General features: G+C 63.2%; 22 protein-coding genes. 11 read left to right on the top strand and 11 right to left on the bottom strand.

Annotated features, from left to right (window positions below):
* Nucleotides 1-34: 34 nt before the first annotated feature.
* Nucleotides 35-2,053, bottom strand: coding sequence for an alpha-1,4-glucan--maltose-1-phosphate maltosyltransferase (locus NGJ21_RS13670; protein WP_046787290.1), 2,019 nt, complete (start codon nt 2,051-2,053; stop codon nt 35-37).
* 139 nt (nt 2,054-2,192) lie between these two features.
* On the opposite strand from NGJ21_RS13670, the gene NGJ21_RS13665 reads away from it, so the two are divergent.
* Entirely contained in the window at nt 2,193-2,354 is a 162-nt protein-coding gene (locus NGJ21_RS13665) for a hypothetical protein (RefSeq protein ID WP_012313715.1), read from the top strand.
* Nucleotides 2,355-2,440: 86 nt separating this feature from the next.
* Here the strand turns inward: NGJ21_RS13665 and NGJ21_RS13660 are convergent, their stop codons facing one another.
* Nucleotides 2,441-4,123 (bottom strand): AMP-binding protein, encoded by a 1,683-nt coding sequence (locus NGJ21_RS13660; protein ID WP_251962211.1) that lies wholly within the window; start codon nt 4,121-4,123, stop codon nt 2,441-2,443.
* A 216-nt stretch (nt 4,124-4,339) separates the two neighbouring features.
* Here NGJ21_RS13660 and NGJ21_RS13655 point away from each other — a divergent pair, with 216 nt between their 5' ends.
* Genes NGJ21_RS13655 through NGJ21_RS13640 form a run of 4 tightly spaced genes read left to right on the top strand, consistent with a single transcriptional unit; the run spans nt 4,340 to nt 9,898 of the window.
* Nucleotides 4,340-5,503 carry an isovaleryl-CoA dehydrogenase gene (locus NGJ21_RS13655; RefSeq protein ID WP_012313713.1) on the top strand — a complete coding sequence of 388 codons (1,164 nt, stop codon included), beginning with the start codon at nt 4,340-4,342 and terminating at the stop codon, nt 5,501-5,503.
* 19 nt (nt 5,504-5,522) lie between these two features.
* Complete coding sequence (locus tag NGJ21_RS13650; protein ID WP_115275334.1) at nt 5,523-7,130, top strand: carboxyl transferase domain-containing protein; 1,608 nt, start codon at nt 5,523-5,525, stop codon at nt 7,128-7,130.
* Nucleotides 7,131-7,133: 3 nt separating this feature from the next.
* The gene (locus tag NGJ21_RS13645; protein WP_012313711.1) at nt 7,134-7,949 is read left to right on the top strand and encodes a gamma-carboxygeranoyl-CoA hydratase; all 816 of its coding nucleotides are present in this window, start codon (nt 7,134-7,136) and stop codon (nt 7,947-7,949) included.
* Nucleotides 7,946-9,898, top strand: coding sequence for an acetyl/propionyl/methylcrotonyl-CoA carboxylase subunit alpha (locus tag NGJ21_RS13640; RefSeq protein ID WP_251962210.1), 1,953 nt, complete (start codon nt 7,946-7,948; stop codon nt 9,896-9,898). Before NGJ21_RS13645 ends, NGJ21_RS13640 begins: the two co-directional genes overlap by 4 nt.
* A gap of 104 nt (nt 9,899-10,002) precedes the next feature.
* Here the strand turns inward: NGJ21_RS13640 and NGJ21_RS13635 are convergent, their stop codons facing one another.
* Nucleotides 10,003-10,665, bottom strand: a complete 663-nt coding sequence (locus NGJ21_RS13635; RefSeq protein WP_115275336.1) for a LexA family protein — start codon at nt 10,663-10,665, stop codon at nt 10,003-10,005.
* A 130-nt stretch (nt 10,666-10,795) separates the two neighbouring features.
* Here NGJ21_RS13635 and NGJ21_RS13630 point away from each other — a divergent pair, with 130 nt between their 5' ends.
* Together NGJ21_RS13630 and NGJ21_RS13625 are read left to right on the top strand one after the other, a co-directional pair.
* Nucleotides 10,796-11,107, top strand: a complete 312-nt coding sequence (locus NGJ21_RS13630) for a DUF6124 family protein (protein WP_046787295.1) — start codon at nt 10,796-10,798, stop codon at nt 11,105-11,107.
* A 437-nt stretch (nt 11,108-11,544) separates the two neighbouring features.
* Entirely contained in the window at nt 11,545-12,060 is a 516-nt protein-coding gene (locus tag NGJ21_RS13625; protein WP_204917532.1) for a DUF4880 domain-containing protein, read from the top strand.
* Between the two features lie 43 nt (nt 12,061-12,103).
* Here NGJ21_RS13625 and NGJ21_RS13620 read toward each other — a convergent pair whose 3' ends face one another.
* Entirely contained in the window at nt 12,104-13,288 is a 1,185-nt protein-coding gene (locus NGJ21_RS13620) for an MFS transporter (protein WP_502943558.1), read from the bottom strand.
* A 319-nt stretch (nt 13,289-13,607) separates the two neighbouring features.
* Between NGJ21_RS13620 and NGJ21_RS13615 the strand changes: the two genes are divergently transcribed.
* Entirely contained in the window at nt 13,608-14,756 is a 1,149-nt protein-coding gene (locus NGJ21_RS13615; RefSeq protein WP_161872319.1) for a M14 family metallopeptidase, read from the top strand.
* A gap of 58 nt (nt 14,757-14,814) precedes the next feature.
* Here the strand turns inward: NGJ21_RS13615 and NGJ21_RS13610 are convergent, their stop codons facing one another.
* The 7 genes from NGJ21_RS13610 to NGJ21_RS13580 all read right to left on the bottom strand — a co-directional run bounded on the left by NGJ21_RS13610 (nt 14,815) and on the right by NGJ21_RS13580 (nt 21,168).
* A complete protein-coding gene (locus tag NGJ21_RS13610; RefSeq protein ID WP_251962209.1) occupies nt 14,815-15,786 on the bottom strand; it encodes a Csu type fimbrial protein in 972 nt (323 codons plus the stop codon).
* Nucleotides 15,783-18,107, bottom strand: a complete 2,325-nt coding sequence (locus tag NGJ21_RS13605; RefSeq protein WP_251962401.1) for a fimbria/pilus outer membrane usher protein — start codon at nt 18,105-18,107, stop codon at nt 15,783-15,785. Before NGJ21_RS13605 ends, NGJ21_RS13610 begins: the two co-directional genes overlap by 4 nt.
* A gap of 81 nt (nt 18,108-18,188) precedes the next feature.
* On the bottom strand, nt 18,189-18,965 hold the full coding sequence (locus NGJ21_RS13600; protein WP_115275340.1) for a fimbrial biogenesis chaperone: 777 nt from the start codon (nt 18,963-18,965) through the stop codon (nt 18,189-18,191).
* 43 nt (nt 18,966-19,008) lie between these two features.
* Complete coding sequence (locus NGJ21_RS13595; RefSeq protein ID WP_115275341.1) at nt 19,009-19,512, bottom strand: Csu type fimbrial protein; 504 nt, start codon at nt 19,510-19,512, stop codon at nt 19,009-19,011.
* A 9-nt stretch (nt 19,513-19,521) separates the two neighbouring features.
* Nucleotides 19,522-20,055 carry a Csu type fimbrial protein gene (locus tag NGJ21_RS13590; RefSeq protein ID WP_115275342.1) on the bottom strand — a complete coding sequence of 178 codons (534 nt, stop codon included), beginning with the start codon at nt 20,053-20,055 and terminating at the stop codon, nt 19,522-19,524.
* A gap of 19 nt (nt 20,056-20,074) precedes the next feature.
* Nucleotides 20,075-20,611 (bottom strand): Csu type fimbrial protein, encoded by a 537-nt coding sequence (locus NGJ21_RS13585; protein WP_251962208.1) that lies wholly within the window; start codon nt 20,609-20,611, stop codon nt 20,075-20,077.
* A gap of 29 nt (nt 20,612-20,640) precedes the next feature.
* The gene (locus NGJ21_RS13580; protein WP_115275344.1) at nt 20,641-21,168 is read right to left on the bottom strand and encodes a Csu type fimbrial protein; all 528 of its coding nucleotides are present in this window, start codon (nt 21,166-21,168) and stop codon (nt 20,641-20,643) included.
* 264 nt (nt 21,169-21,432) lie between these two features.
* Here NGJ21_RS13580 and NGJ21_RS13575 point away from each other — a divergent pair, with 264 nt between their 5' ends.
* The 3 genes from NGJ21_RS13575 to NGJ21_RS13565 are packed head-to-tail and all read left to right on the top strand — an operon-like array spanning nt 21,433 to nt 26,582.
* Nucleotides 21,433-23,703, top strand: a complete 2,271-nt coding sequence (locus NGJ21_RS13575; RefSeq protein WP_046787298.1) for an ATP-binding protein — start codon at nt 21,433-21,435, stop codon at nt 23,701-23,703.
* Nucleotides 23,704-23,718: 15 nt separating this feature from the next.
* Nucleotides 23,719-24,180, top strand: a complete 462-nt coding sequence (locus tag NGJ21_RS13570; RefSeq protein ID WP_046787299.1) for a response regulator — start codon at nt 23,719-23,721, stop codon at nt 24,178-24,180.
* Nucleotides 24,181-24,194: 14 nt separating this feature from the next.
* On the top strand, nt 24,195-26,582 hold the full coding sequence (locus NGJ21_RS13565) for a PAS domain-containing hybrid sensor histidine kinase/response regulator (protein WP_115275346.1): 2,388 nt from the start codon (nt 24,195-24,197) through the stop codon (nt 26,580-26,582).
* Nucleotides 26,583-26,631 lie beyond the last annotated feature (49 nt).

The following is a 26,631-nucleotide window of genomic DNA, read 5'->3' as shown; positions in this document are numbered from 1 at the left end:
CCTTTCAATTGCGGGTTCAGCACCGCCCAGGGGCTTATCGGGCCTTTTCTATGCGCCAGATACCAAATGGCTGATGCCACGGTTCGATACGCATCCATTGGGTCTTGCCATGCCAGGTCCAGCGGTGGCCGTTCATCAGGTCTTCGCCCAGGGTGTCGGCGTCATCGTCCAGCCCCAGCTCCCACAGCGGCAGTTCGAAGCTGGCCTCCTGGGCGTTGTGCGGGTCGAGGCTGACCGCTATCAGGATGTAGTTGTCGCGCTCGGGCGTGCGCTTGGCGAAATACAGGATGTTGTCGTTCCAGCAGTTGAAGAACGCCACGCCCAGGTGCGTCTGCAGGGCGCGGTTCTGCCGGCGGATGCGATTGAGTTGGGCGATTTCGGCAATGATGTTGCCGGGCTGGGTAAAATCGCGCGGGCGGATCTCGTACTTCTCCGAATCCAGGTACTCTTCCTTGCCCGGCAGGGGTGTGCCTTCGCACAGCTCGAAGCCCGAGTACATGCCCCACAGCCCCGACCCCATGGTCGCCAGCGCGGCGCGGATCAGAAACCCCGCACGGCCGCTGGTGTGCAGGAAGAACGGGTTGATGTCCGGCGTGTTGACGAAGAAGTTGGGCCGGTAGCACAGGCTCCAGGGCGGCTGATTGAGCTGCTCGAAATACTCGCGCAGTTCCTGTTTGGTATTGCGCCAGGTGAAATAGGTGTAGCTCTGGGCGTAACCCACCTTGCCCAGGCGCGCCATCATCGCCGGTTTGGTGAAGGCTTCAGCCAGGAAGATCACGTCCGGGTACTGGCTGCGCACATTGGCGATCAACCATTGCCAGAACGGCAGCGGTTTGGTGTGCGGGTTGTCGACGCGGAAGGTCTTTACCCCCTCCTCGACCCAGCCCACCACCACATCGCGCAGGGCCAGCCACAGCGACGGCACGGCGTCAGCGGCGTAGAAATCGACGTTGACGATGTCCTGGTACTTCTTCGGCGGGTTTTCGGCATAGCGGATGGTGCCGTCGGGGCGCCAGCTGAACCAGCCGGGATGTTCCTTGAGCCACGGGTGGTCCTGGGAGCACTGGATGGCGAAGTCCAGGGCGATCTCCAGCCCGTGCTCGGCGGCGGCGGCCACCAGGCGGCGGAAGTCCTCCCGGGTGCCCAGCTGCGGGTGTATGGCATCGTGCCCGCCCTCGGGGCTGCCGATGGCGTAGGGGCTGCCCGGGTCGTTGGGCTCAGCACGCAAGGCATTGTTGCGGCCCTTGCGGTGCTGCTTGCCGATCGGATGAATGGGCGGGAAATACAGCACGTCAAAGCCCATGTCACGAATCATCGGCAAACGCTCGTGAACGTCGTTGAAGGTACCGTGGCGCTCAGGGCTGTCGGTGATCGAACGCGGGAACAGCTCGTACCAGCTGGCGAACTGCGCGGCCGGGCGGTCGACATCGACCGGGAATTCGCGGCTGCAGGTGAGGTAGCTGCGGTGCTCGGCCTCGGTCATCAGGCGCGACGCCTGCGCATCCAGCAGCAGCGCCACCTGGTCAGCCTGGGCCAACGTGGGCAACTGAGCCTGCAGTGCCTCGATCTGCTTGCGCAGTTCGCCCTCGCTGCGCTCTGCGCCTTTGCCGAGCAGCTGGCGGCCCTCTTCCAGTTCCAGCTTCACGTCGACGCCGGCGTGGAACTTCTTCTCCAGGTCGTGGCAATACGTGGCGAACGGATCGATCCAGGCCTCGATACTGAACAGGTGCGGGCCGAGTTCGGTGGGGGTGAATTCGGCCAGCCACAGGTCGTTGCCCGGCGAATGCATGGGCACGCAGTGCCAGCGCCGGCCATGGGCCTGCCGCCATTTGAGCATCACAGCCAGGCGATCGTGGCCATCGCTGTAGACCTTGCTGCTGACTGCAACCGGCAGGCCGCTGATGGCCTTGACGGCGAAACCGCCACCGTCAAGTGCGGGCTGGGTATCCTCGATCACGATGCGCGGCGCCAGCAGCGCCTGGGACAGGCTGATGGCCTGGTCGGGGTGATCGTTCGCCATTGGTACGCTTTCGAAGGGCTCGTTGCGCGACATCGGTCCTGGCTCCCTGTTGGCATTGGCGGTAAGGGTTCAGAGCCATCGTCCACGCAGGGGGTTCAAAAAAATTGAGCAAACGGCGCAGCCACGTATCAAAGCCTGCACCACCCTCTCATTCACCCTGCGAGGTCAGGCCATGAACATTCCCATTCCACCAGAGACACCCGACCCCAACATCGACGACCCGAGCCTGCCGCCGCCCGTGCCGGAAGAGGACCCGGACGAGCTGCCGATCAAGCCGACCGAGCCGCCGACGGTCGGCGACCCGCCGAGCCAGGAGCCACCGGTGAAGGCTTAAGGATAGACGAGGGAAAGCGATGCACCTGCAACGGTGCTGCCGGCCGTGCACGGGTAATACCCGGCGCGGCCAGCACCCTGGCTGAATTACCCAGCGGGTACTGCTGAAAGCGTGGCCGCGCTAATTTCGCGCATCTTGAACTTCTGCACCTTGCCGGTCACCGTCATGGGAAACTCGTCAACGAAACAAAAGTGCCGTGGCACCTTGTAGTGCGCGATGCGCGCCTTGCACCAGCCCTGCAATTCTTCAGCCGTTGCGCTGTGGCCGGGATGCAACTTGATCCAGGCCACCACTTCCTCGCCATACCTATCGCACGGGATGCCGATCACCTGGGCGTCCGCCACTGCAGGGTGGGTATAGAAGAACTCCTCGAGCTCGCGCGGATAAATGTTTTCGCCACCGCGAATGATCATGTCCTTGTTGCGCCCGACGATGCGCACATGGCCATCTTCATCCATCACCGCCAGGTCACCCGAGTGCATCCACCCTGCAGGATCGATGGCATCCGCCGTGGCCTGCGGGTTGTCCCAGTAACCGAGCATCACGCTGTAGCCACGGGTGCACAATTCGCCGATCTCGCCCCTGGGCACGATGCAGCCGTCGGCATCCACCAGTTTGGTCTCCAGCTGGGGCTGGGTACGGCCAACCGTGGTCACGCGCAGCTCCAGATCATCGTCGGGGCCGGTCTGCAGGGACACCGGGCTGGTTTCGGTCATGCCATAGGCAATTTGCACTTGGGCCATGTGCAGTTGGTCGATGACCCGGCGCATGACCTCGATCGGGCAGGTGGCACCGGCCATGATGCCGCTGCGCAGGGTCGAAAGGTCCAGGTGCTGGCGCGACGGGTGGTCGAGCATGGCGATGAACATGGTCGGCACGCCATAGAGGATGCTGGCGCGCTCCTCGGCGACCGCACGCAGAGCGAGCTCGGCATCGAAGGCGTCGCTGGGGTAGATCATGGTGCTGCCATGGGTGATGCAACCAAGGTTGGCCATGACCATGCCGAAGCAGTGGTACAGCGGCACCGGGATCACCATGCGGTCGGTGTTGGTCAGGCCCAGACTTTCCCCGACCATGAAGCCGTTGTTGAGAATGTTGTAATGACTGAGCGTGGCCCCTTTGGGTGCGCCGGTGGTGCCTGAGGTATACTGGATGTTCACCGGCTGGTCGGACTGCAGGCTGCGCTGGCGAGCCTGATAAGCCTCAACAGCCGTCTCCCCTGCCCGTTCGCCCAGCGCATGCCACGCCAGAAAACCTGGGGGCGGGTTGCCGGCCAGGCTGATCACCCCGCGCAGCTCGGGCAGGCGCTCGCTGGCCAAGTCACCGGGCAGCACTGCAGCCAGCCCCGGTATCAGCTCCTTGACCATGGCATGGTAATCGGACGTCTTGAAGGCATCGGCGCACACCAGCCAGCGGCAGCCGGACTGGCGCAACACGTACTCCAGCTCGCCCACCCGGTAGGCCGGGTTGATATTGACCAGAATCGCACCGACCTTGGCGCTGGCCAGCTGCAGGATGCACCACTGGGCGCAGTTGGGTGACCAGATGCCGACCCGGTCCCCCCTGTCGACACCCAGGGCCATCAACGCCCGGGCATGGACATCGACCTGTTCGGCCAACTGCTGCCAGGTGAAACGCAGGCCCTGCTGGCGCACCACCAACGCTTCGCCATCGGCGTAACGGGCCACGGTCGCATCGAAGGCCTGGCCAATGGTCAGGGTCAGCAAGGGTAGGTCCTGACGACCTTGGGTGTAGCTGGGTTGACTCATGGGTGTCCCTTCTTGTGGTTGTTCTGGGCACGGCTCAAGCAAGCGACAAATACTGTGGCGCAGATTTACGTTTACGTAAAGGTGATGACCGGATTGACACCGACGGATCGCAGGTTTACGTTAACGTAAAGGTGAAAACGACATAGCGCTCATAGCCAATGGCTACCGCTTGCTGAGCTACGGTGTTTCCTAATTTCAAGAACAAGAAGGTGCCCCATGCATTACCCCTCCCTGAACTTCGCCCTGGGCGAAACCATCGACATGCTCCGTGACCAGGTGCGCACCTTCGTCGCCGCCGAGCTGGCGCCACGCGCCGCACAGATCGACCACGACAACCTGTTCCCTGCCGACATGTGGCGCAAGTTTGGCGACATGGGCCTGCTGGGCATCACGGTACCGGAAGAATACGGCGGCGCCGGCCTGGGCTACCTGGCCCACGTGGTGTCGATGGAAGAAATCAGCCGTGGCTCAGCCTCGGTGGCGCTGTCCTACGGCGCCCACTCCAACCTGTGCGTCAACCAGATCAACCGCAACGGCACCCATGAGCAGAAGCTCAAGTACCTGCCCAAGCTGATCAGCGGTGAACACATCGGCGCGCTGGCCATGAGCGAGCCAAACGCCGGCTCCGACGTGGTGTCGATGAAACTGCGCGCCGAAAAGCGCGGCGACCGCTACGTGCTCAACGGCAGCAAGACCTGGATCACCAACGGCCCGGATGCCAACACCTACGTGATCTACGCCAAGACCGACCTGGACAAGGGCGCCCACGGCATCACAGCGTTCATTGTCGAGCGCGACTGGCAAGGCTTCAGCCGCAGCAACAAGTTCGACAAGCTGGGCATGCGCGGCTCCAACACCTGCGAGCTGTTTTTCGATGACGTCGAAGTGCCGGAAGAAAACATCCTCGGCCAGCTCAACGGCGGCGTGCGCGTACTGATGAGCGGCCTGGACTACGAGCGCGTGGTGCTCTCCGGTGGCCCCACCGGCATCATGCAAAGCTGCATGGACCTGGTGGTCCCGTACATCCACGACCGCAAGCAGTTCGGCCAGAGCATCGGCGAGTTCCAGTTGATACAGGGCAAGATCGCCGACATGTACACCCAACTGAACGCCAGCCGCGCCTACCTGTACGCCGTGGCCCAGGCCTGCGACCGTGGCGAGACCACACGCAAAGACGCCGCCGGGGTGATCCTGTACACGGCGGAGCGCGCCACGCAGATGGCCCTGGAAGCGATCCAGATTCTCGGCGGCAACGGCTACATCAATGAATTCCCGGCGGGCCGCTTGCTGCGCGACGCCAAGCTGTACGAGATCGGCGCCGGCACCAGCGAAATCCGCCGGATGCTGATCGGCCGCGAACTGTTCAACGAAACCCGCTGAGCACAAGGGACGGGCGCACATGGCTACCTTGCACACCCAGATCAACCCGCGTTCGGCGGAATTCGCCGGCAACAGCGCGGCCATGCTCGAACAGGTCCAGGCCCTGCGCGGCCTGCTCGCCCACATTGCCCAAGGCGGCGGGCCCAAGGCCCAAGAACGGCACACCTCCAGGGGCAAACTGCTACCGCGTGAGCGTATCGATCGCCTGCTGGACCCGGGCTCGCCATTTCTCGAAATCGGCCAGCTGGCCGCCCATGAGGTGTACGGCGAAGACGTGCCCGCTGCCGGCGTCATCGCGGGCATCGGCCGTGTCGAAGGCGTGGAATGCATGATCGTGGCCAACGACGCCACCGTAAAAGGCGGTTCGTACTACCCGCTGACGGTCAAAAAGCACCTGCGTGCGCAAACCATCGCCCAGCAGAACCGTCTGCCATGCATCTACCTGGTGGACTCCGGCGGCGCCAACCTGCCGCGCCAGGATGAAGTGTTCCCCGACCGCGAACATTTCGGGCGGATCTTCTTCAACCAGGCCAACATGAGCGCGCTGGGCATCCCGCAGATCGCCGTGGTAATGGGCTCGTGCACCGCAGGCGGCGCCTATGTGCCGGCCATGGCCGACGAAGCGATCATGGTCCGCCAGCAGGCGACCATCTTCCTGGCGGGCCCGCCACTGGTGAAAGCCGCCACGGGTGAGGTGGTGAGCGCCGAAGACCTCGGCGGTGCCGATGTGCATTGCCGCACCAGCGGCGTGGCTGACCACTATGCCGACAATGATGAACACGCCCTGGCCCTGGCCCGGCGCAGCGTGGCCAACCTCAACTGGCACAAGCTCGGCAAGCTGCAACGCCAGGCGCCGGTTGCGCCGCTGTATCCCGCCCAAGAGCTGTACGGCGTGGTGCCGGCTGACGCCAAGCAACCGTTCGATGTGCGTGAGGTGATTGCGCGTCTGGTCGACGGGTCGGGTTTCGATGAATTCAAGGCACTGTTCGGCACCACGCTGGTGTGCGGCTTTGCCCACCTGCACGGCTACCCGGTGGCGATACTGGCCAACAACGGCATCCTGTTCGCCGAAGCCGCGCAAAAAGGCGCGCACTTTATCGAACTGGCCTGCCAACGCGGCATACCGCTGCTGTTCCTGCAGAACATCACCGGCTTCATGGTCGGCAAGAAATACGAAGAAGGCGGCATCGCCAAGCACGGCGCCAAGCTGGTCACCGCCGTGGCCTGCGCCCAGGTGCCGAAATTTACGGTGATCATCGGTGGCAGCTTTGGCGCTGGCAACTACGGCATGTGTGGCCGCGCCTATGATCCGCGCTTCCTGTGGATGTGGCCCAATGCGCGGATTGGCGTGATGGGGGCCGAACAGGCCGCCGGGGTGCTGGCCCAGGTCAAGCGCGAGCAGAGCGAACGCAGCGGCCAGGCCTTCAGCGCCGAGGATGAGGCCAGGCTCAAGCAGCCCATTCTCGACCAGTACGAACACCAGGGTCACCCCTACTATTCCAGCGCCCGGCTATGGGACGACGGCGTCATCGACCCGGCGCAGACCCGCGACGTGCTAGGCCTGGCGTTGTCCGCCGCGCTGAACGCACCGATCGAACAGAGCCGCTTCGGCATTTTCCGGATGTGACCCATGAGCGATTTCAGCACCCTCGAAGTGATCCGCGACCCGCGCGGCTTCGCCACCCTGTGGCTGAGCCGCGAGGACAAGAACAACGCCTTCAATGCACAGATGATCCGCGAGCTGATCGTCGCCCTCGGCCAGCTGGCCGACGACGCCAGCCTGCGCTTCATGCTGCTGCGCGGCCGTGGCCGGCATTTCAGCGCCGGCGCAGACCTGGCGTGGATGCAGCAGTCGGCACAGCTGGACTTCAACACCAACCTCGATGACGCCCGTGAACTGGGCGAACTGATGTACGCCCTGCACCGCTTGAAGGTACCCACCCTGGCCGTGGTGCAGGGCGCGGCCTTTGGCGGCGCCCTGGGGTTGATCAGTTGCTGCGACATGGCCATCGGCGCCGAGGATGCACAGCTGTGCCTGTCCGAAGTGCGCATCGGCCTGGCCCCGGCGGTGATCAGCCCGTTCGTGGTCAAGGCCATCGGTGAGCGTACCGCGCGCCGTTATGCCCTGACCGCCGAACGCTTCAGCGGCGTACGGGCCCGGGAACTGGGGCTGTTGGCAGAGGTGTATCCGGCCAGTGAGCTGGAAGTGCAGGTACAGGCCTGGGTGGACAACCTCTTGCAAAACAGCCCGCAGGCACTGCGCGCCACCAAGGACCTGCTGCGCGAAGTCGATGACGGTGAGCTCAGCCCTGCCCTGCGCCGCTACTGTGAAAACGCCATTGCCCGTATCCGTGTCAGCGCCGAAGGCCAGGAGGGCCTGCGCGCCTTCCTGGAAAAACGTCGCCCCGCCTGGCAAACCGAGCCCAACAAGGAGCCGCGCCCATGAGCCGCCCGCCATTGACCACGCTGCTGGTCGCCAACCGTGGCGAAATCGCCTGCCGGGTGATGCGCACCGCCAAGGCCATGGGCCTGACCACCGTGGCCGTGCACAGCGCCACCGACCGCGATGCCCGCCACAGCCGCGAAGCGGATATCCGTGTCGACCTGGGTGGCAGCAAAGCCGCTGACAGTTACCTGGTGATCGACAAATTGCTCGCTGCGGCCAAAGCCAGCGGCGCCCAGGCCATTCACCCAGGCTACGGCTTTCTTTCGGAAAACGCAGGGTTTGCCCAAGCCATCGAGGACGCCGGGCTGATTTTCCTTGGCCCGCCGGCCAGCGCCATTGATGCAATGGGCAGCAAATCGGCAGCCAAGGCGCTGATGGAAGCGGCCGGCGTACCGCTGGTGCCGGGTTACCACGGCGACGCCCAGGACCTGGAAACCTTCCGCGCCGCCGCCGAGCGCATCGGCTACCCGGTGCTGCTCAAGGCCAGCGCCGGGGGCGGCGGCAAGGGCATGAAAGTGGTGGAGGAAGAAAGCCAGCTGGCCGATGCCCTCGCCTCGGCCCAGCGTGAAGCGCAGTCGTCGTTCGGCGATGCGCGCATGCTGGTGGAAAAGTACGTGCTCAAGCCCCGCCACGTCGAGATCCAGGTGTTCGCCGATCAGCACGGCAACTGCCTGTACCTTAATGAGCGCGACTGCTCGATCCAGCGCCGCCATCAGAAAGTGGTCGAGGAAGCGCCTGCGCCGGGGCTCTCCCCTGAGTTGCGGCGGGCCATGGGCGAAGCGGCGGTGCGCGCCGCCCAGGCCATCGGTTATGTCGGTGCCGGCACCGTGGAGTTTCTGCTCGATGCCCGTGGCGAGTTCTTCTTCATGGAGATGAATACCCGCCTGCAGGTAGAGCACCCGGTGACCGAAGCTATCACCGGCCTGGACCTGGTGGCCTGGCAGATCCGCGTCGCCAGCGGCGAGCCGCTGCCGATTACCCAGGCGCAGGTGCCGCTGATCGGCCATGCCATCGAGGTGCGCCTGTATGCCGAAGATCCGGCCAATGAGTTTCTGCCGGCCACAGGCACCCTGACGCTGTACCGCGAGTCGGCACCTGGCGAAGGTCGCCGGGTGGACAGCGGGGTAAGCGAGGGAGACCAGGTTTCATCCTTTTATGACCCCATGCTGGGCAAGCTGATCGCCTGGGGCGAAAACCGTGAACAGGCACGCCTGCGCTTGCTGGCGATGCTGGACGAGTTCGCCATCGGCGGGCTGAAGACCAACATTGCCTTCCTGCGCCGCATCCTCGCCCATCCCGCATTCGCGGCGGCCGAGCTGGATACAGGCTTTATCCCACGTCATCAGGAGGTACTTCTGCCGGCGCCGCAGCCATTGCCCGCAGGCTTCTGGCAAGCCGCAGGGGAAGCCTGGCTGCAGGGCCAGGCGCCGCATCAGCGTGACGACGATGAACGCTCCCCCTGGGCTGAGCGCACGGGTTTGCGCCTGGGCCTGCCAGCGCACAGCAGCCTGCATTTACGCAGCGGCGGCGAAAGCCAGGCAGTTACCCTTGAGCACGGCGCTACTTTGGCCTGGCAGCTGGACGGCGAACAGCTCGGGCATGATCAAGGCGGCGTGCGCAGGCGTTACCTGGCAGTGCGCTGCGGTGGCACGCTATACCTGCGCTGGGATGGTGAAGTGCATGCCATCGAGGCCTTTGACCCGATCGCTGAGGCCGAAGCCAGCCACAGCCATCAGGGCGGGCTGGGCGCGCCCATGAATGGCAGCATCGTGCGGGTACTGGTGGAGCCGGGCCAGGCGGTGGAAGCAGGGACTGCGCTGGTGGTGCTGGAGGCGATGAAAATGGAACACAGCATCCGCGCTCCGCAGGGTGGGACGGTGAAGGCGTTGTTTTGCCAGGAAGGGGATATGGTCAGCGAAGGAACAGTGCTGGTCGAATTGGTGGAGTGATGCAAGCAAGCCGGCTCTCACAAGAATTGCGTTAACACATGGCCAGCGCAATCCCGGTGGGAGCCGGCTTGCCGGCGATTGGGCTGCACAGCAGCCCCGGCAATCTAGAAGGTGCCGTGCACCCGCACAACCACCCCGAGAAACTCACACCCTGGCTCACACAAAACCGTCGGATAACGGGTATTCAGGGGCTTGAGCATCCGCTCCCCACCCTCTTCGATCAATTGCCGCAAGACCGCCAAGCGCCCCGGCTGCCTGGCAATCACCAACTTGCCCGGCTGCGCCTCAAGCCCCGTATCGATCAGGATACGCATACCTTCCGGCACGCTCTTGCCACTGGCGGCGTTCATCGAGTCGTTTTCCACTGCCAGCCAAAATGCATTACCCGCCGGCATATAGTCAGTCTGTTCGTGCAGGTCGCTCTTTTCAGGTAAAGGCCCCTGCAGATCAGCCCAGCTCAGCACAGGGAAACGGAAGCTTGCATAACGCAGCGCCTCAACCGACAAAGGCCGTGCGGGGCCGTAGGTGCCCCTGGATTCACGCGTGAGGTCATTGACCTCACGTTCAACCACCATGACCTGGGCCTCCAGGTACACCAACCCGAGCTTTTCCAGTTTCTCGTTGATGGTGATCAGCGTTGGCCGCCGCGTCCCACGCAGCCAATGGCCCACGCCGCCCTGAGTCATGCCCAGACGTTCGGCCAGCTTGAGCTGGCTGAGATTATGTTCGCGCTTGTAGCGCTTGAGAAATGCGTTCCAGTTTTCCATGAGCGGCAACAATACGGACTGTATTAGCCGCTTCAATACACACTCTGAATTATTTGTGACAGGATTAATAGTACAGATTGACCTATGCTCTGATTTCATTGTGTTTGAAGGGAAATCAGAAGGTATCGCGATGAAACCACCGAAAAACGACGAAACAGAACTCGACAGCGAAGCAGCCCGCCGCGCCCTCGACTACTACCTCAACCCCAACCCGCCGCGCCCCAGCATCGACAACAAGATCTGGACACTCCACGAAGGCGTCACCGCAGACCAGGCCCAGGAGCACGCCATCGCGCTGCTGCGCTGCGCGGCCGCCACCGCCCATGAAACCGCCACCCATCAGGAAGGCAGCCACCGCGAGCTGACCTTTGCACTGATGCACATGATGGACATGGCCAGGGCGCTGCTGGAGCACAAGCGGACCGTGCAGAGCGGTCTTTAGACTGGAACTGGAATAGGGAGAGACGTGGTGGCCAGGTAACGGCAAGGGGCCCCGATTGCCGGGACAAGGGAGTGCTCCAGCAAAAGTTTTTACCGGATAGGTGAAAAATCATTTGACTGGCAAATGATAACGATTATTATTGCACTCAGCTGATCGCGAGATCTGCTGGATAACCTGGAGCTTAGGTCGCTCTCAGATTATCTCCTCATCAGGCTAATCACGGTTTTTGACCCGGCTTTTTGCCGGGTCTTTTTTTTTGGCTCTTCAGGCTAATGAAGATCTTTGATGGCCGCGATGATAGCAAAAGTGTGTCAGGGCGTGAACGCTCATTACAAAACTTTGCGGAATCAGCACTTGAGAATCAATCTCGTTTCTACTAAGCTGGTTTCGCATCACGGAAGATGCCCCCACCCCTACTCTTGAGCAAGGAGCTGACCATGAGCCGCCTGCTGCTGCCTTTTGAGCACCCAACGCCCGCTACCGGCCACGACGCCGAGGATGCCCTGCTGCACGGGCTCAAGCGCTTGCCACGCCGCGTTCAGCAAGTGTTCCTGCTCAATCGCCTGGACCAGCTGGACTTCGCCGGCATCGCCAGGCGCCTCGACTTGCCCTTGCTGAGCATCGAACGGCACATGAACCAGGCCCTGCAAACGGCCCGCCCGCACGGTGATGCTGTGGCCAGCGCTGCCAGCCAATGGTATGTACGGTTGCAGAGCCCTGAGGTCACCACCTGCGAGCGCATTGATTTTCGGCGCTGGCTGGACGCCGATGCAGCGCACCTGCAAGCCTTCCATGACACCGAACTGCGCTGGCGCAGCCTGCTCGCCCCAGCGAGGGAGCTGGGGCACGATGGCTGGTATCGGCAAGGGCGAGCGGCGATTTCGTTGGGTGGGTGTTCGATTGCGGTAGGGCTGGGCGTGGCGGCGCTAATGCTGTTTGGCTACTGGGCGTAAGCCGTCAGGGTCGGCAGGATGCAAAGCCAGTACCCCTGCCAAATCAAGGCTTATGTCCGAATAGCCCGGACACGCAGGCAAGGAGCAACCAGCCTGATAGGCAAGAGGCTATAAAACTCACTGCCAGATGCATTGCCAAACTCACCTCTCCTGATGAAGCCACCAGCAGGCTAACGCCCCCACCGCACGCAAAGAGCAATGTGTTGCTGACCGATGCAGCAGCCCCTGCGCGATCGGGATGCCGACTGAGTGCGTACGTGGTTGCAGCCGGGCGGACGATCGACGTGCCGATTGTGCATAAGGTTAATGGCAATACAAGATCGATGAGCACCAGTGCACCGCTTGAAATAGCAAGGTGCAGGGCAATGCCAGCGGTGCCTATCAGTGCAAATCCACAACCAATCTGCGCCTGTGTACTCATACTTCGATTCAGCGAATTGGCAACTACACCGCCGACCATGTAGGCCAACCCATACAAGAGGAACACCATGGAGAAGGCGAACTCCGTCAACCCTAGCGGCCCCATCAGCAACAAGGGGGATACGACAACAAATGAAAAGTGACAGGCAAATGCCAAACAGGAGAAGAACGAATACACAAGAAACTTTCTGTCCTTCAGAATCTGGCAATAGCCAGGCAAAAAACCTCCCCGATAGCGAGAGGCTCTATCTTCACCCAATAACATCAAACAAAGTAACAGCACCAATACTGCCAGCATGACAAATGCCTGAAAACTCCCCTGCCACCCCCAATATTGCTGAAGCACGCTGCCTGCTAACGGCGACAACGCGATAAAGACGCCGCTTGCACTGGTCAGAAGAATTCGCATCGCATTGCGCTGCTGGCCACTGTAACTATCCTGCACCAGCGCTTGGCTTAGTACGAAACAGCCACAGCCCATGGCCTGCAACAGGCGAAACACCATGAAGGTCTCATAGTGAGTGGTGCGCATGCAGCCGATTGCCCCTGCGATGCCTACCAAGAGCCCAGCGATCAGCAAGCGTTTTCTTCCCACACAATCGGAAAGCGGGCCGATCACCGCTTGGGATAAAGCCACACCCAGCGCAAATAAACTCACTGAATAGGCAATGCGCTTTGTATCGACTGCAAAATACTCAGCCATCTGCGGAACAGAAGGCAAAATGACGTCGAGTGGGAATACACCCAGCAGACTGATAAGAATGAGCAAAATCGACAGGGAAGAAGTTTTTGCAGGCACGCCACCCACTCCGGTTACTGACGACAGGGCGCTGACCAACACGCCTAACCGTTCCACTATTTTTTCAATGCATATACGAACCCACACAGGCAATACACACAAGCGGGATTACTGAATGAAATACCCTAAAAACGTGTAGGATTCTTGAACCCAACATCGTACTAGTCCGTCCTGACCCGCCCATTCCAGTTCGATCTATCAACTGCTTAATCAGCCTGCAATTAACTTCCCAACAATAGGAAATCATTGAGGGTGCTGTTTTTTGTACACAGCCTCCCCCACGAGGGGTGTACAGTACCCCCACAACAAAGCCCAAGGAGCCACGCCAATGACCGTGACGCTGTCCCCTCTGCAGATCGACTGCGCTTTCGATTCCGGCAACATCCAGGTCCTGGATGCCAGTAACCCTGCCCAGGTCCACCTGGCCATTCGCCCGGACACCCACAGCGGCCACTTCCAGTGGTTCCACTTCAAGGTCAGCGGCCTCACGCCCGGTCAGGTCCATCGCTTCAGCCTGGACAACGCCAGCGAGTCTTCCTACAAGAACGCCTGGGCCGGCTACAACGCCGTGGCGTCGTACGACCAGCAAACCTGGTTCCGTGTGCCCAGCCAGTTCGATGGCAAGGCACTGGCCTTCGAAGTGAAAGCCGAGCAGGAGCAGATCTGGTTCGCCTACTTCGAGCCTTACCCGCGTGCGCGCCACAACCAGTTGATCGAGCGTGCCCAGCAGATTCCCGGTGTCGAACTGCTGGCCCATGGCCGCAGCGTGCAGGGCCGCGACATTCCGCTGTTGCGCGCAGGCGACGGAGCCGCAGGCAAACGCAAGCTATGGCTGATCGCCCAGCAGCACCCGGGCGAGCACATGGCCGAGTGGTTCATGGAGGGGGTGATCGACCGTCTTCAAGCCAATGACGCCGTCGTCCAGCAACTGCTGGCCAAGGCTGACCTGTACCTGATCGCAAACATGAACCCGGATGGCGCCTTCCTCGGCCACCTGCGCACCAACTTCAAAGGCCAGGACCTCAACCGGGCCTGGCAGGATGCCAGCGTCGAGGCTAGCCCGGAGGTGTTCTTTGCCCAGGCGCAGATGAAGCAGTACGGGGTGGATGCGTTCATCGATGTGCATGGGGATGAAGAAATCCCGCACGTGTTCACCGCAGCGTGTGAGGGTAACCCGGGGTACACGCCACGCCTGGCCAAGCTTGAGGAGCAGTTCCGCAGCACCTTGTGCAGCGTTACGCCTGACTTCCAGACCAAGTATGGCTATACCCGCGATGAGCCGGGGCAGGCCAATACGACACTGGCGTGCAATGCGGTGGGCATGGCGTACGACTGCCTGTCGCTGACCCTTGAGATGCCGTTCAAGGACCATGACGATGCGCCCAACCCGGTGACCGGCTGGTCGGGAGAGCGGTCCAAGGCATTGGCAGGGGCGGTGCTGGAGACCTTGCTGAAGATGGCTGACGATTTGCGCTGATCAGTGCCGGCCTTCTCGCGGGGCAAGCCCGCGAAGAGGCCGGCGCAGACATACCCGGTCAAAACTGCACATCGAGTATCACATTGTCGGTATAGGTCGCCGCCGGCGGTGTCGCCTGGTCGGTATAGACCTTGGCGTTGTAGTTGAACACCTGGCTACCGGTGCCAGTCCCCACCCCAGGGTTGACGTTGGCATCGCTGCTGGAACGCCGCGCGCCACCCACTGCTCCCCAACGTACCGCGCCCGCGCTCTTGAAGATGTCGTAGGCCAGGTAGTCGTTGGCAGCAGACTTCATCCTCCGACGCCCGCCAGATGCGTTCTGCCCGTCATCCAGCCCGACCGTGTAGCTACTGCCCTTGGTGCAGGAAAGGTTCACGCTCTGGTTAACCGTGCCGAACCCCGCCACTACCGGTGCGCTGCCAAAGCTGATGGTCGGCGTTGTGATCTGGCAATCATTACTTACCGTCAGGGTCACCGTGAGGGTCTGGTTCCCCGCGCCCGTGTCGCGCCCCAGGCAGAGATTGCCCAGGCCAATGCCCGAGCAATAGTTCCAGACCCAGGCAAGGTTCAGCGTCTCGGTATAGACGCCGGCGGCCACGTTGGCGCCAACCGACGTTTTCAGATACAGCGGCACAGACTTCGGGGAATTGCCATTGAGCAGGCCCAGGGCGTCGATCAGGCCATTGCGGGCGAAATCGAACTGCGCGCCGCGAGTGATGGGGTAGCTGGTCGTATTATTGGCATAGATCGTATAAGGGATGACATCCCCGCTCGGTCCCACCAGCCCGCTGGTAGCTGAGGTGATGGTGAGATAGAAGTGGTCACTGCTCACCAGCAGGGACAACAACGAACCGGTGCACTGCAAACCCGCATTGGTGGTGGAAGCACTCTGGATGGCGGTGCGCACCAGCGTTGAGTTGACGGTACCGAACGCCGCTGGCGCGGGCGCGACGGACGAGCATAACGCCCAGACCGAACCCACCGGCAGCCATAGCATTGCGATCAACAGGCCGCGCAATACCCTCCTCATCGGCACACCAACGGGCCGATCAACGGGATCGAGCCTTCTGCCTGCGGCAAGTCGAACTCGACCTGGCACTGCTCTCCTCCCTCCAGCACGACCTGCAGCTGGTTGTGCGCTGAGAGGTTCTCCAAATACACCAGCCCGTCCCAACCCACCACCGCCTGGCTGCCACTTTCACGGTGGCTGACCGTACTGCCCAGCTTGAGCGGCTGCTGGTTGCCATCTACCAGCTCGATGCTGGCCGCCAGCACGCGCTTGAGCGGAAACTCCAGCAAGTAGCCGCTGCCACGGCGCACCGCTACCCGCTGCTCCACCTGCGCCGCGAGCACATCGGGCGGCAGGTCCATGGGGTCGATCTCGTACTTGCCGCGGTAGTAGCCGCTGCTGTACGGCACCAGCAAATGGCCGTTGCGGTCGGTACGGCCGATCTCCTGATTTTCGTAACGCACGGGCACATCGGCATAGCCGCCGGTGCTGACCACCACAAAGGCATCGTCGATACGGTTGGCGGCAAACACCCCGGCGTCCATCCACACCAGCGAGCCGCTGGCATCGGCCCAGCGGGTCATTTCGCCGCTGCTGCCGTACACGCCGGCCTGCAATTGCACCGACTGCAGGCGCCAGGTGGCGTCGGCCTGGCGGTAGGCATCGCGATCACCTGCGGTGGCGTAGCCAAGGTTGTAGCCAACACCGCCGCCCACCGGTACCGCGCGGCTGTAGTTGACCCGCTGCAGGTCCTCGCCTTCCTTGCTGCGTTCCATGCTCACGGCAAGGGTACCGCTGAAGTCGATCGGGATCACCCACTGTGCCTGCACCGCCCATTGGCTGTCGCCGACCTCACGGTTGGCCGAGAGGTAGACACTGCTATTGCCCCAAAGCGGTTTGCTCCAGCTCAGGTTGATCAGCCGGGTGCGCGAGCCGTCACCGGCGCGCACATCGAAGTAGCCCGCGCCGAGGCTGCCGAAGCGGTCGAGGTTCAGGCTCAGGGTGACCTGCTCGCTGCGCTGGCTCAATTGCATGTCCAGGCTGTCGACCCGGCTCAGGTCGGCGTAATCACCATGACGCTGCAAGCGCTGATAGCTGAAACCCAGGCGCTGGCTGTTGTACTGATAGCCGAGGGCGACCTGGTGGCCCTTTTCGCCATCGTACTGGCTCTGCGCCGTCGCAGCGTTCAGTACACCGAACGTGCCCAGGCGCACATTCGCGCCCACACCGCCAAGCAGCAACGACTCTGCGGTTTCGACATGGCTTTCGAGGGTAAAGAAATCGCTGACGCCATGGCGCAGGCTGGCCGAGGCGACGCCGGGCCCGTAGCTGAAGTCGCGCACTGCATAGTCTCGGCGCAGGCTGCCGGCGGCCATCGAGAAATCCGACAGACCTTTTTGCAGCAGGCTGCTGGTGACGTAGAACGGCAACGTGGTGGAAACCTGGCGCCCAAGTGCGTCGGTGGTAACCACCACGGCCTCGCCGGCACCGTTGATGAACGGCACGTTGGTCAGGGTGTAGGGGCCTGGCTGCAACTCGGCGGTGCTGGACTTGTAGCCGTTGATGAACAGGTCCAGTGAGGTCGGCACCGCCGCCTCTCCCGCGAAAGCAGGCAACGGATAAGTGACCAGGTCAGGGCGGGCGGCAAAGTCACGCGACAACTGCAGGCCGCCTACCCGCACCGAACTGGTCCAGGGCAACGCACCGGTGACGAAGTCGCCCGCTTCGTAAGTCAGCAGGCGCTGCTCGTCGGTGAAGCGCCAGGTGGTGTCGTAGCGCAGGAAACCCTGGCGGCTGTCGTCGGCCGCGGCGCCGTTGAACGACTGCCGCCACTGGCCGGTGCTGGCAAAGGTGCCCCAGCTGTCGAACAGGCGCAGCTCATTCCACGCAGCCAGGTAAGTGCCACCCTCGTCGGTGTCGTTGAGGTACAGGTCGTAGTTGAACAACGCGCCGAAACTGCTGCGCGCATCGCTGGCCGGGTACAGGTTACGGTCGCCGACTTGCTGGTCCGGGAGCCAGGCCGGTGGCACTTGCAGCAGCAGGCGCTGGTTCTGGCTGTCGTAGTCGCTGTGCAGGCCCGCGACGGTATCCAGGGCCACCTCGCCTTGCGGATTGCCCGGCAGGGCGATGCCGGCAGCGCGCAGCACCTGGCTGTCGAGGAACAGCCCGCCGGCGCGCTGCTGCACCGGCACCAGCTCAGCCCTGGGCACCTGGTTCACCAGCAGGTCCAGATACAGTGTGGCGTCGGCAATGGCGGCGGCCTCGGTGGGCGGCGGCGGCAGCTCGTCGGCCACCACCAGGCCGGGGCCGATTACCGCGAGCCCCAGGCACCAGCGGCGCATCGCCTGCGACAGCCATTTCACACACGCATTCCGACCATCGCCGGGTCCTCCCTGGCCCCTGACATTCATTCAATAGTGGTTTCATTGCCCTTGGCGGATCGCTTCGGCCACCTCCTGACCGTTCACCCTGCCCTTGAGTACGCCACTGCTGTTCGGTGCAACCGGTGCCGGCCAGCGCATGCTGGCCCCGGGCAATACATACCCAAGCAGCCCCTCGGCCAGTGGCCTTGCCTGGCCGCCCTGCTGCACCACCACATCGGTCAGCCGGGCATGCACCGGGCCGGTGTTGCGCAGTTCTACATAGGGTTTGCCCTGCACCGTCACCGGCCGCCAGCTCAGTTGCGGCTTGCCTACGCCGCTGGCGCTGCGCTTGCCCTCCGGGTCCGGCTTGCCCCACAAGCCTTCGCCATAGACGAACAACGGTACCGAGTAGCGCATCTGCAGGCGGATGGCTGCGGTAGCGCCCTGACTGGCGTTGTCCGAGGGCAGTGGCGAGGGAATTTCGTCGATGATGATGCGGTAAGCCTGCTCCTGGCCGGCCGGTGAGCTGCCAGTGCGGGTCAGGCGGATCAGTTGTTTCTGGCCGGGGGCGATGGTGGCTACCGGCGGGCTGCCGATGATCTCCCGCTGGGCCTGGAACTGCTCCTGCATGTCGCCCTGACGCCAGGCGAAAACCCGCACCTGTAGGCTCGCCGGAGCGCTGCCACGGTTCTCCAGCCACAGCGCGCCGGCCTTCTGGTCAGCCTCCAGCACCGGGTCTATCGGCCAGATCAGCACCGAGGTGGCAGCCCCCGCCGGCAAGCTCGCCAGCAGCAATGACCCGATCAAACCCCGCGCCCACTTCGCGCTTGCCCGCATACCGCTCTCCTTGATTTATTTTATTGTCAGGGGCCCCGGTGTTTCACCAGGTCACCGTCACTTGCACGACGTCGGTGTAAGTCCCGGCCGGCACAAGGCCGGTGAGCTGCGTGCGGCCATACACCGACAGCTTGATCGTCGTCGGGTCGCTGTTGTTCAGCGTCACGCTCTGGCCCACTGCGATGCTCTGGCTGTAGGCCGCGTCCTGGTACAGTTGGTAGGCCAGCAGCTGCGTGCCGCCGCTGCGTTTGAGGAAGCGCGTGCCGGTCACCACGTTCTGGCCACCGTCCAGGCTCATGCTCAGGCTCACGCCGGGCGTGCACTGGAAGGTCACTGTGGCGCCCCCCAATGAGGTACTGAGGACCCCGGTCGACAAGGCCGACTGCGTCCCGTAGTCGAGCACGCCATACTGGGTGACGCCGCCCACCACCAGGCAGCCTGCGGTGATCGTCGCCGTGACCTGGAAGGTGCTGCTGGTTGCGGCATCCAGTGGCGTCGCCAGCAGCGCACCCAGGCCTGCAAGGCAGCCACCCAGCCAATAGCGCATGGCCGCGGCTCAGAACGACAGCTCGACGGCCACCGTATCGGTGTATACCCCTGCCGGCAGCCCCGCCTTGCCGCGTGCCTGACCGTAGAGGTTGACGGTCTGAGCAACCCCGGTGCTGGTCGGCAGCGTGATGGTGCCGTCGATGTCCAACAGTTGGGTGCGCCCGGTGTCGGTATAGAAGTCGTAAGGCACGAAGTTGCCGTTGCCGTCTGCCAGCGCCCGGGTGCCGCCATCCGATGCACCGTCGTTGGCCCCCGCTCGCACGCGAATGGCTGGCACCGTACCTGCGGAGCAGAGGATGCTCATCGCACCGCCGCCGCCACCGAGCACCTCACCGTTGGCGGTGGTGAACAGCGCCTCTTGGGTGCCGAAGCTGAGGGTACCGAAGTTCAACCCCGAGGTGCCTGTGGTGCCATTGACCTGGCACGCCGACGTCAATGTCAGGGTGGAGCTGATGGTCCCGGTCACCGTAGCGGCCTGGGCGTGGCATGCCATCGCCAGGCCAAGGCCAGCGAGCATCCAGTGGGTGAGGTTCGTTCGCATCGGGGTCTCCTTGCGTGAATTACCAGTCCAGAGTCACTCTAAGCGTGTCGCGGTACAGCCCGGCCGGCAGCGCACGCGGTTGCGCTACCACTACGCCGAAGATGGGAATCGGAATCTGTTCGGTGCTGCTGATCGTGAAGGCACGCGCCTGGCCGATGCCATAACGGCTGTTACCGCCTGGGTCGAGCGCCAGTTGATAGGGGATCATTTCACGGCCATTGCTGAGCCGCCGTACGCCATCGCTGCCATTGAGGCCGCCGTCGATGCGCACATTGAAGGCCCTGACCTGGGGCGTGCAGCTGATCTGCAAGCTGCCCTCGCCGCCTGCCTCGTCAACCCGGCTGCGCAGCGGCTGGTCCCAGTTCGGACCACGCTCGCCGAAGTCCATCAGCCCCGGGTTGCCGAGCGTGGCCGGGGGCTGGTCGCCACTGCTGATCTGGCACGCTGCGCTGATCACCAAACGAGCCTGGATAAAGCCGGTGGTTGTGCCATGTGCCCCACCACTGGGCAACAGCAGCGGGCCCAGGCTGAGCAACAGGATGGATGTACGGTTCATGGCGTGACGTCCTTGTGCATAGTGGCCCGCTACCAGGTGACCGTGACTTTGAGCAGGTCGGCGTACACACCGGCGTGCGGCACCCAGGCCAGTTTGTCGATCCGGGCGTACAGTGGCAGTTCGACCGTACCGCTGTCCGGCACACGTGCGGCGTGGGGCTGGCCCACGACCACAGGCTCGCGCCAGGCCGCGTCGCGGTACAGGCGATAGGGAATCGGCCGGGCCCTGGCGTCGCTACTGGCCAAGAAGCGCAGTTCACCGGCACCACCGTGCTGGCCACCGTCGACACGTACCTGGTAGGGCGTGTCGGGGTTGCATTCCAGTCGCGGTGGGCGCTGGTTTAGCAGCACCCCGCTCAAGGGCATATCAGGCCCGTCCAGGCGTGCGGCAACGCCCAGGTCGATCCGGCCAAGGGCCTGCGCCCCCGCCTCACGCTGCTGGTTGACCAGCATGCAGCCCCGTTGCACCTGCACCCGCACCTCCACGAGGAAGTCCGCTGCCATGGCACTGCCACTCAACAACAGGCCCCACAGTACGGCCACAAAGCGTCCCTTCACTGACACGTCCCTAGTTTTTCCGTCCTGAGTCTGAGCGTAGCAGCCGGTGGCCTGCCTGTGCCCACTCCACGCCATTCTTTGGTAGTAACAACAAAGGGTTAGACCGTTAGCCGGTCACAGCAAAGAAATTTTCGGCTGGCATCGAACCCAAGCGCCTCCAGTACCTCCAATGGCCATAGGCCGGCAAAGCAGTGCGCATTCTGTTACGGTGCGCAGCAGCCACCGAGCCCGCATCAGACGCATGCGCGCCATGCATGGACGAACATGACAGGAGCGTATCCATTGACGACCACCGACATCGCACTCGCCGAAGCCGTGGAACGCTGCGCCCAGGAGCCGATCCAGGTACCCGGCAGCATCCAGCCACATGGTTTTCTGCTGGTGCTGGATGAACAGGACCTGCGTATCCTCCAGGCCAGCGACAATGTCGAACGCTGGCTCGGTGTGCCCGCCCTTGAGCTGGTGGGATGCACCTTCGCCGACGTGGTCAGCGACAGTTTCGATCTGCGTTCCCATCTTGAGCGCCTGCCCGGCGACGATGTATTCCCCTTCCACATCGGCGATGTGCTCCTGCGCAATGGGGCACCCTGCAACGACCGGCTGCGCCTGCTGACCCATCGCCATGATCAGGTACTGATCGCTGAGTTCGAGCCCGTTCGTCAGCCTGTCGGCCCGGTCGACCAAGGCGATTATTACCCCCTGGTGCGGGGTTTCGTCAGTAGCCTGAACAACGCCGCAACCCTGGAAGCGTTGCTGCAGCAGACTGTATTGCAGATAAAGCGAATCACCGGTTTTGGCCGGGTCAAGGCCTACAGCTTCGATAAAGAGGGCAATGGCCAGGTGCTCGCTGAAGTGGCTGATGCCGGCTATCCACGCTACTTGGGTTTGTGCTTCCCAGCGTCGGACATTCCCCGCCAGGCCCGCGAGCTCTATCGGGTCAACCGCATTCGTGTGATCGAAGATGCCGACTACCAGGCCTCACCGCTGGTGCCGGCGGCCAACCCGCGCACCGGCAAACCGCTGGACATGAGCTTCGCCGCGTTGCGCAGCGTATCGCCGGTGCACCTGCAGTACATGCGCAACATGGGCACCCTGGCGTCGATGTCACTGTCGATCGTGGTCGATGGGCAACTGTGGGGGCTGGTGTCGTGCCACCACGAGCAACCTCGACCGGTCGACCTGCGCACCCGCACAGCCTGCGAGCTGCTGGCCAGTGTGCTGTCGCTGCAGATCGAGTCGCGTGAGGCCCACGCCAATACCCGGAAGCTGCTCGACCTGCGCCAGCACATCGTACGCATGATCTCCTCGATGGCCGACCATGACAGTGTCAGCGAGGGCCTGCGCGCGCAGCCCGAGGTGCTGCTGGCCTTCGCCGGGGCAAGCGGCGCAGCGGTCATTTCCGCCGAGCGCTGCGACCTGATTGGCCAGACGCCGCCGGCAGCGCAGGTCACTGCGCTGGTGCACTGGCTGGCCCAGCGTCATGATGAGACGGTGTTCCACAGTGACAACGTGCGCCGCGACATCGACGAACTGCCCGAGCTGGCCGAGCATGCCGGTGGCGTGCTGGCAGTGGCCATTTCTCAGATCCACTCGCACTACCTGCTGTGGTTCCGCCCCGAGCAGGTGCGCACGGTCAACTGGGCCGGACGGCCCGACAAACAGATAGGCCCGCAGGGCGCGCTGAACCCGCGGCACAGCTTCGAACACTGGCAGGAACAGCTGGGCGGTTACTGCGAGCCGTGGGACCCGCTGACGATCGAAGGCGTGGTCGAACTGCGCACCGCCGTGCTCGGCATTGTCCTGCGCAAGGCCGAAGAGCTGGCGCAACTGGCCAACGAGCTGCGCCGTTCGAACAAGGAGCTCGAAGCCTTCAGCTACAGCGTGTCCCACGACCTGCGCGCACCGTTGCGGCATATCGCCGGTTACACCGAACTGCTAGGCGAGATCGAAGGCCAGGGCCTGAGTGAACGCGGCCGGCGCTTTCTCAAGCACATCGAGGAAGCTGCGCAGTTCGCCGGCAGCCTGGTGGATAACCTGCTCAACTTCTCGCAGATGGGCCGCTCGGCCCTACGCCTGTCGGATGTTGACCTCAATGCGCTTGTAGAAGCCATCCGCCAGGAACTGGCGCCCGATTATGAAGGGCGCGAGATCGTCTGGGACGTCGCACCGCTGCCCAAGGTGATCGGTGACCCGGCGTTCATCAACCTGGCGCTGCATAATCTGATCGCCAACGCTATCAAGTACACCCGTGGCCGCGAACCTGCGCGCATCGAAATCGGCGCACACCAGCACGCGGAGGAAATCGAAGTCTATATTCGCGATAATGGCGTGGGCTTCGACATGGCCTATGCCAACAAACTCTTCGGGGTGTTCCAGCGGCTGCACCGCATGGAGGATTTCGAGGGCACCGGAATAGGTCTGGCCAGCGTGCGGCGGATCATCGAGCGCCATGATGGCCGAGTCTGGGCCCAAGGCCAGGTCGACCAGGGCGCCAGCTTCCATTTCACTCTTCCACGTCATCCAGAAACAAACTGAGGCACCGGTTCAATCATGCTCAAACCTATCCTGCTGGTAGAAGACAACCCCCGGGACCTGGAGCTGACGCTCCTGGCCCTGGAGCGTAGCCAGTTGGCCAACGAGGTCATCGTTCTGCGCGACGGCGCTGATGCCCTCGACTATCTGCTACGGCGTAACGCCTATGCCGCGCGCGACGACGGCAACCCCGCCGTGTTGCTACTGGACCTGAAACTGCCCAAGGTCGATGGCCTGGAAGTGCTAAGGGAGGTGCGTGCCACCCCCGAGCTGCGCAGCATCCCGACGGTGATGCTGACCTCGTCGCGGGAAGAGCCCGACTTGCTGCGGGCTTATGAACTGGGGGTCAATGCCTACGTGGTCAAGCCCGTGGAGTTCAAGGAGTTCGTCGCGGCGATTTCCGACCTCGGCGTGTTCTGGGCCGTGCTCAACGAACCACCACCTGGCTCGCTACGCCTTAACCGGCGTGGCAGCAACTGAGGCCCGCCGCGAACATGCTGCCAACGCCGCTCAAATTACTGATGGTCGAAGACAGCTCGCTGGATGCCGAGCTGACCTTGCTGAGCCTGGAGCGCAGCGGACTGCAGCTGCAGTCGCAGCTGGTATTCGATCATGTCGCCGCCGAGCATGCCCTGCACGAAGCCAGCTATGACCTGATCCTTTGCGACTGCGTGCTGCCCGGCTCGTCCGGTACCGACGTGCTGGCCATCGCCCAGCGCCTGGCGCCGGATACGCCGTTCATCTTCCTGTCGGGCATATACGGTGAGGAGCACGCGGTGGAAATGATCCGCCTGGGTGCCACCGACTATGTACTGAAGAAAAACCTGTCGTTGCTGCCCAAGGCAGTGCGCAGGGCGCTTACCGAAGTGCAGGAACGTCAGCGTCGGCGCCGTGCCGAAGAAGCCCTTGCGGACCTTGAGGCACGCGCCCGGATTGCCATCGATGCAGCCGGCATGGGTACCTGGGACTTTCGCCCGGAAGAAGGGCTGCTGATCTGGGACGACCGCTGCAAGACGCTGTTCGGTCTGCCGGTAGACACCGAGATGAGCCTTGACGTTTTCTATGCCGGCATCTATCCAGAAGACGTGCAACGGGTGCGCGAAACGGTGGAATACGCCATGCGCCCGGACAGCGACGGGCTTTACCGGGCCGAATTTCGCATTGCCCAACCCAACGGCCTGGAACCGCGCTGGCTGCTCAGCAGCGGTCAGAGCCAGTTTGTCGATGGCCGCTGCACACGCTTTTCGGGCGTATTGCAGGACATCCACGCCCAGCGCCTGGCGACCCAGGCGCTCAAACAGCTCAACGAAATGCTCGGCGAGCGGGTCGAGCGCCGTACCCGCGAGCGTGACCGGGCCTGGGAGCTTTCCCAGGACTTGCTCGCGGTGCTCAACAAAGACCTCACACCGGTCGCACTGAACCCTGCCTGGGAGGCCAGCCTGGGTTTCTCGCGCGAACGCCTGAGCCAGACCTCGTTATTGCAGTTGCTGCCCGAACCGGACCAAGAAGCGCTGCTGACCGAACTCGCCGCCCTCGCCCATGGCCGCACCAGCGCGCGCTTCGTCGGCCGTATCCAGCATGCAGGCGGCCAGTTGCGCTGGCTGTCATGGGTGGTGGTACCGGAAGACACGCTGCTCTATGTGGTAGCCCGCGACATCACCAGCGAGCGCGAAGCAGCCATGGGCCTGGCCGACGCCAACGACCGCCTGCGCGAACAGATCACCGAGCGCGAGCGCATAGAGGCAGCGTTGCAGCAGATGCAACGGCTGGAGGCGGTCGGCCAGCTCACGGCGGGTGTTGCACACGACTTCAATAATCTGCTGACAGTCATCCTTACCGGCTCAAGCTTCCTTGAGCGCGACCTGGACAAAGGTGACCTGGAAAAAGCGCGCAAACGCCTGACGCATATCCGCGAGGCGGGTGAACGCGGCGCCAAGCTGACCTCACAGCTGCTCGCCTTCTCCCGCCGCCAGCGCCTGGAACCGGTACCGCTGAACCTCAACCGCACCTTGGGCGGCCTGGAGGAATTGCTGCGCCGCACCTTGGGCGGGAGCATTTCTGTGCGCCTGGACCTGGACCACAGCCTGTGGCAAGCGCTGACCGACCCGACCCAGACCGAAATGATCATTCTCAACCTGGCGATCAACGCCCGCGACGCCATGCCCGACGGTGGCCAGTTGACGCTGGCCACACGCAATACCCGGATCAAGGCCCGCCCGCAGCGGCCGGAAGACCCGGAGCCGGGCGAGTACGTGATGCTGAGCATCCGCGACACCGGCTGCGGCATGAGCGAAGAGGTGGTGGCCAAGGTGTTCGAACCCTTCTTCACCACCAAGGACATCGGCAAAGGCTCGGGCCTGGGGCTGGCCCAGGTGTTCGGCTTTGCCAAGCAGTCTGGTGGCGGTGTGCGCATCGACACCGCGCCTGGGCATGGCACCCAGGTTGCCGTTTACCTGCCCGCAGTGAAGCATGAGCTGGCGGCGGACCCGGTGATCCCGGCTGCGTCGCAGTCCATCAGCGACAGTGGCCGCGACCGCACGGTGCTGCTGGTGGATGACGACCACCTGGTGCGCGACATGCTCGGCGATGTGTTGCGCCAGTACGGCTATCAGGTACGCCAGGCACACAGCGGCGAACAGGCATTGGCCCAGCTGGACGACGAGATCGACTTGTTGCTGACCGACTTTGCCATGCCCGAATTCAACGGTGCCCAACTGGCTTTGGCCGCACGTGAACGGCATCCGCGCTTGCCGGTGGTGTTTCTGACCGGGTATGCCGAGCTGGAAGGGCTGGATTTGCCGGACAGCCTGGTGATGCAGAAGCCGGTGCAGGCTGAGGAACTGGCCCGCGTGCTGGATGAACTGCTGCGGGTGAACAGGTAATCGCGCTGTAGCTGACAGGGCCCATTGTCGTCAGTCGACGATGGGCCTG

It is taken from the genome of Pseudomonas sp. Marseille-Q5299 (assembly GCF_943737035.1).
GTDB classification, from domain to species: domain Bacteria; phylum Pseudomonadota; class Gammaproteobacteria; order Pseudomonadales; family Pseudomonadaceae; genus Aquipseudomonas; species Aquipseudomonas putida_E.
Note: the sequence above shows the minus strand (reverse complement) of the source record. Positions and strands in the feature narration are given on the sequence as shown.

What these genes read in the sequence shown, in the direction of transcription:
- NGJ21_RS13650 (WP_115275334.1), top strand. Translation starts at nt 5,523, where the DNA reads ATGGCTACCTTGCACACCCAGATCAACCCGCGTTCGGCGGAATTCGCC.
- NGJ21_RS13595 (WP_115275341.1), bottom strand. Translation starts at nt 19,512, where the DNA reads ATGCGCTATTGGCTGGGTGGCTGCCTTGCAGGCCTGGGTGCGCTGCTG.
- NGJ21_RS13585 (WP_251962208.1), bottom strand. Translation starts at nt 20,611, where the DNA reads ATGAACCGTACATCCATCCTGTTGCTCAGCCTGGGCCCGCTGCTGTTG.
- NGJ21_RS13590 (WP_115275342.1), bottom strand. Translation starts at nt 20,055, where the DNA reads ATGCGAACGAACCTCACCCACTGGATGCTCGCTGGCCTTGGCCTGGCG.
- NGJ21_RS13615 (WP_161872319.1), top strand. Translation starts at nt 13,608, where the DNA reads ATGACCGTGACGCTGTCCCCTCTGCAGATCGACTGCGCTTTCGATTCC.
- NGJ21_RS13605 (WP_251962401.1), bottom strand. Translation starts at nt 18,107, where the DNA reads ATGCGCCGCTGGTGCCTGGGGCTCGCGGTAATCGGCCCCGGCCTGGTG.
- NGJ21_RS13570 (WP_046787299.1), top strand. Translation starts at nt 23,719, where the DNA reads ATGCTCAAACCTATCCTGCTGGTAGAAGACAACCCCCGGGACCTGGAG.
- NGJ21_RS13660 (WP_251962211.1), bottom strand. Translation starts at nt 4,123, where the DNA reads ATGAGTCAACCCAGCTACACCCAAGGTCGTCAGGACCTACCCTTGCTG.
- NGJ21_RS13625 (WP_204917532.1), top strand. Translation starts at nt 11,545, where the DNA reads ATGAGCCGCCTGCTGCTGCCTTTTGAGCACCCAACGCCCGCTACCGGC.
- NGJ21_RS13635 (WP_115275336.1), bottom strand. Translation starts at nt 10,665, where the DNA reads ATGGAAAACTGGAACGCATTTCTCAAGCGCTACAAGCGCGAACATAAT.
- NGJ21_RS13640 (WP_251962210.1), top strand. Translation starts at nt 7,946, where the DNA reads ATGAGCCGCCCGCCATTGACCACGCTGCTGGTCGCCAACCGTGGCGAA.
- NGJ21_RS13630 (WP_046787295.1), top strand. Translation starts at nt 10,796, where the DNA reads ATGAAACCACCGAAAAACGACGAAACAGAACTCGACAGCGAAGCAGCC.
- NGJ21_RS13645 (WP_012313711.1), top strand. Translation starts at nt 7,134, where the DNA reads ATGAGCGATTTCAGCACCCTCGAAGTGATCCGCGACCCGCGCGGCTTC.
- NGJ21_RS13610 (WP_251962209.1), bottom strand. Translation starts at nt 15,786, where the DNA reads ATGAGGAGGGTATTGCGCGGCCTGTTGATCGCAATGCTATGGCTGCCG.
- NGJ21_RS13670 (WP_046787290.1), bottom strand. Translation starts at nt 2,053, where the DNA reads ATGTCGCGCAACGAGCCCTTCGAAAGCGTACCAATGGCGAACGATCAC.
- NGJ21_RS13655 (WP_012313713.1), top strand. Translation starts at nt 4,340, where the DNA reads ATGCATTACCCCTCCCTGAACTTCGCCCTGGGCGAAACCATCGACATG.
- NGJ21_RS13665 (WP_012313715.1), top strand. Translation starts at nt 2,193, where the DNA reads ATGAACATTCCCATTCCACCAGAGACACCCGACCCCAACATCGACGAC.
- NGJ21_RS13600 (WP_115275340.1), bottom strand. Translation starts at nt 18,965, where the DNA reads ATGCGGGCAAGCGCGAAGTGGGCGCGGGGTTTGATCGGGTCATTGCTG.
- NGJ21_RS13575 (WP_046787298.1), top strand. Translation starts at nt 21,433, where the DNA reads ATGACAGGAGCGTATCCATTGACGACCACCGACATCGCACTCGCCGAA.
- NGJ21_RS13565 (WP_115275346.1), top strand. Translation starts at nt 24,195, where the DNA reads ATGCTGCCAACGCCGCTCAAATTACTGATGGTCGAAGACAGCTCGCTG.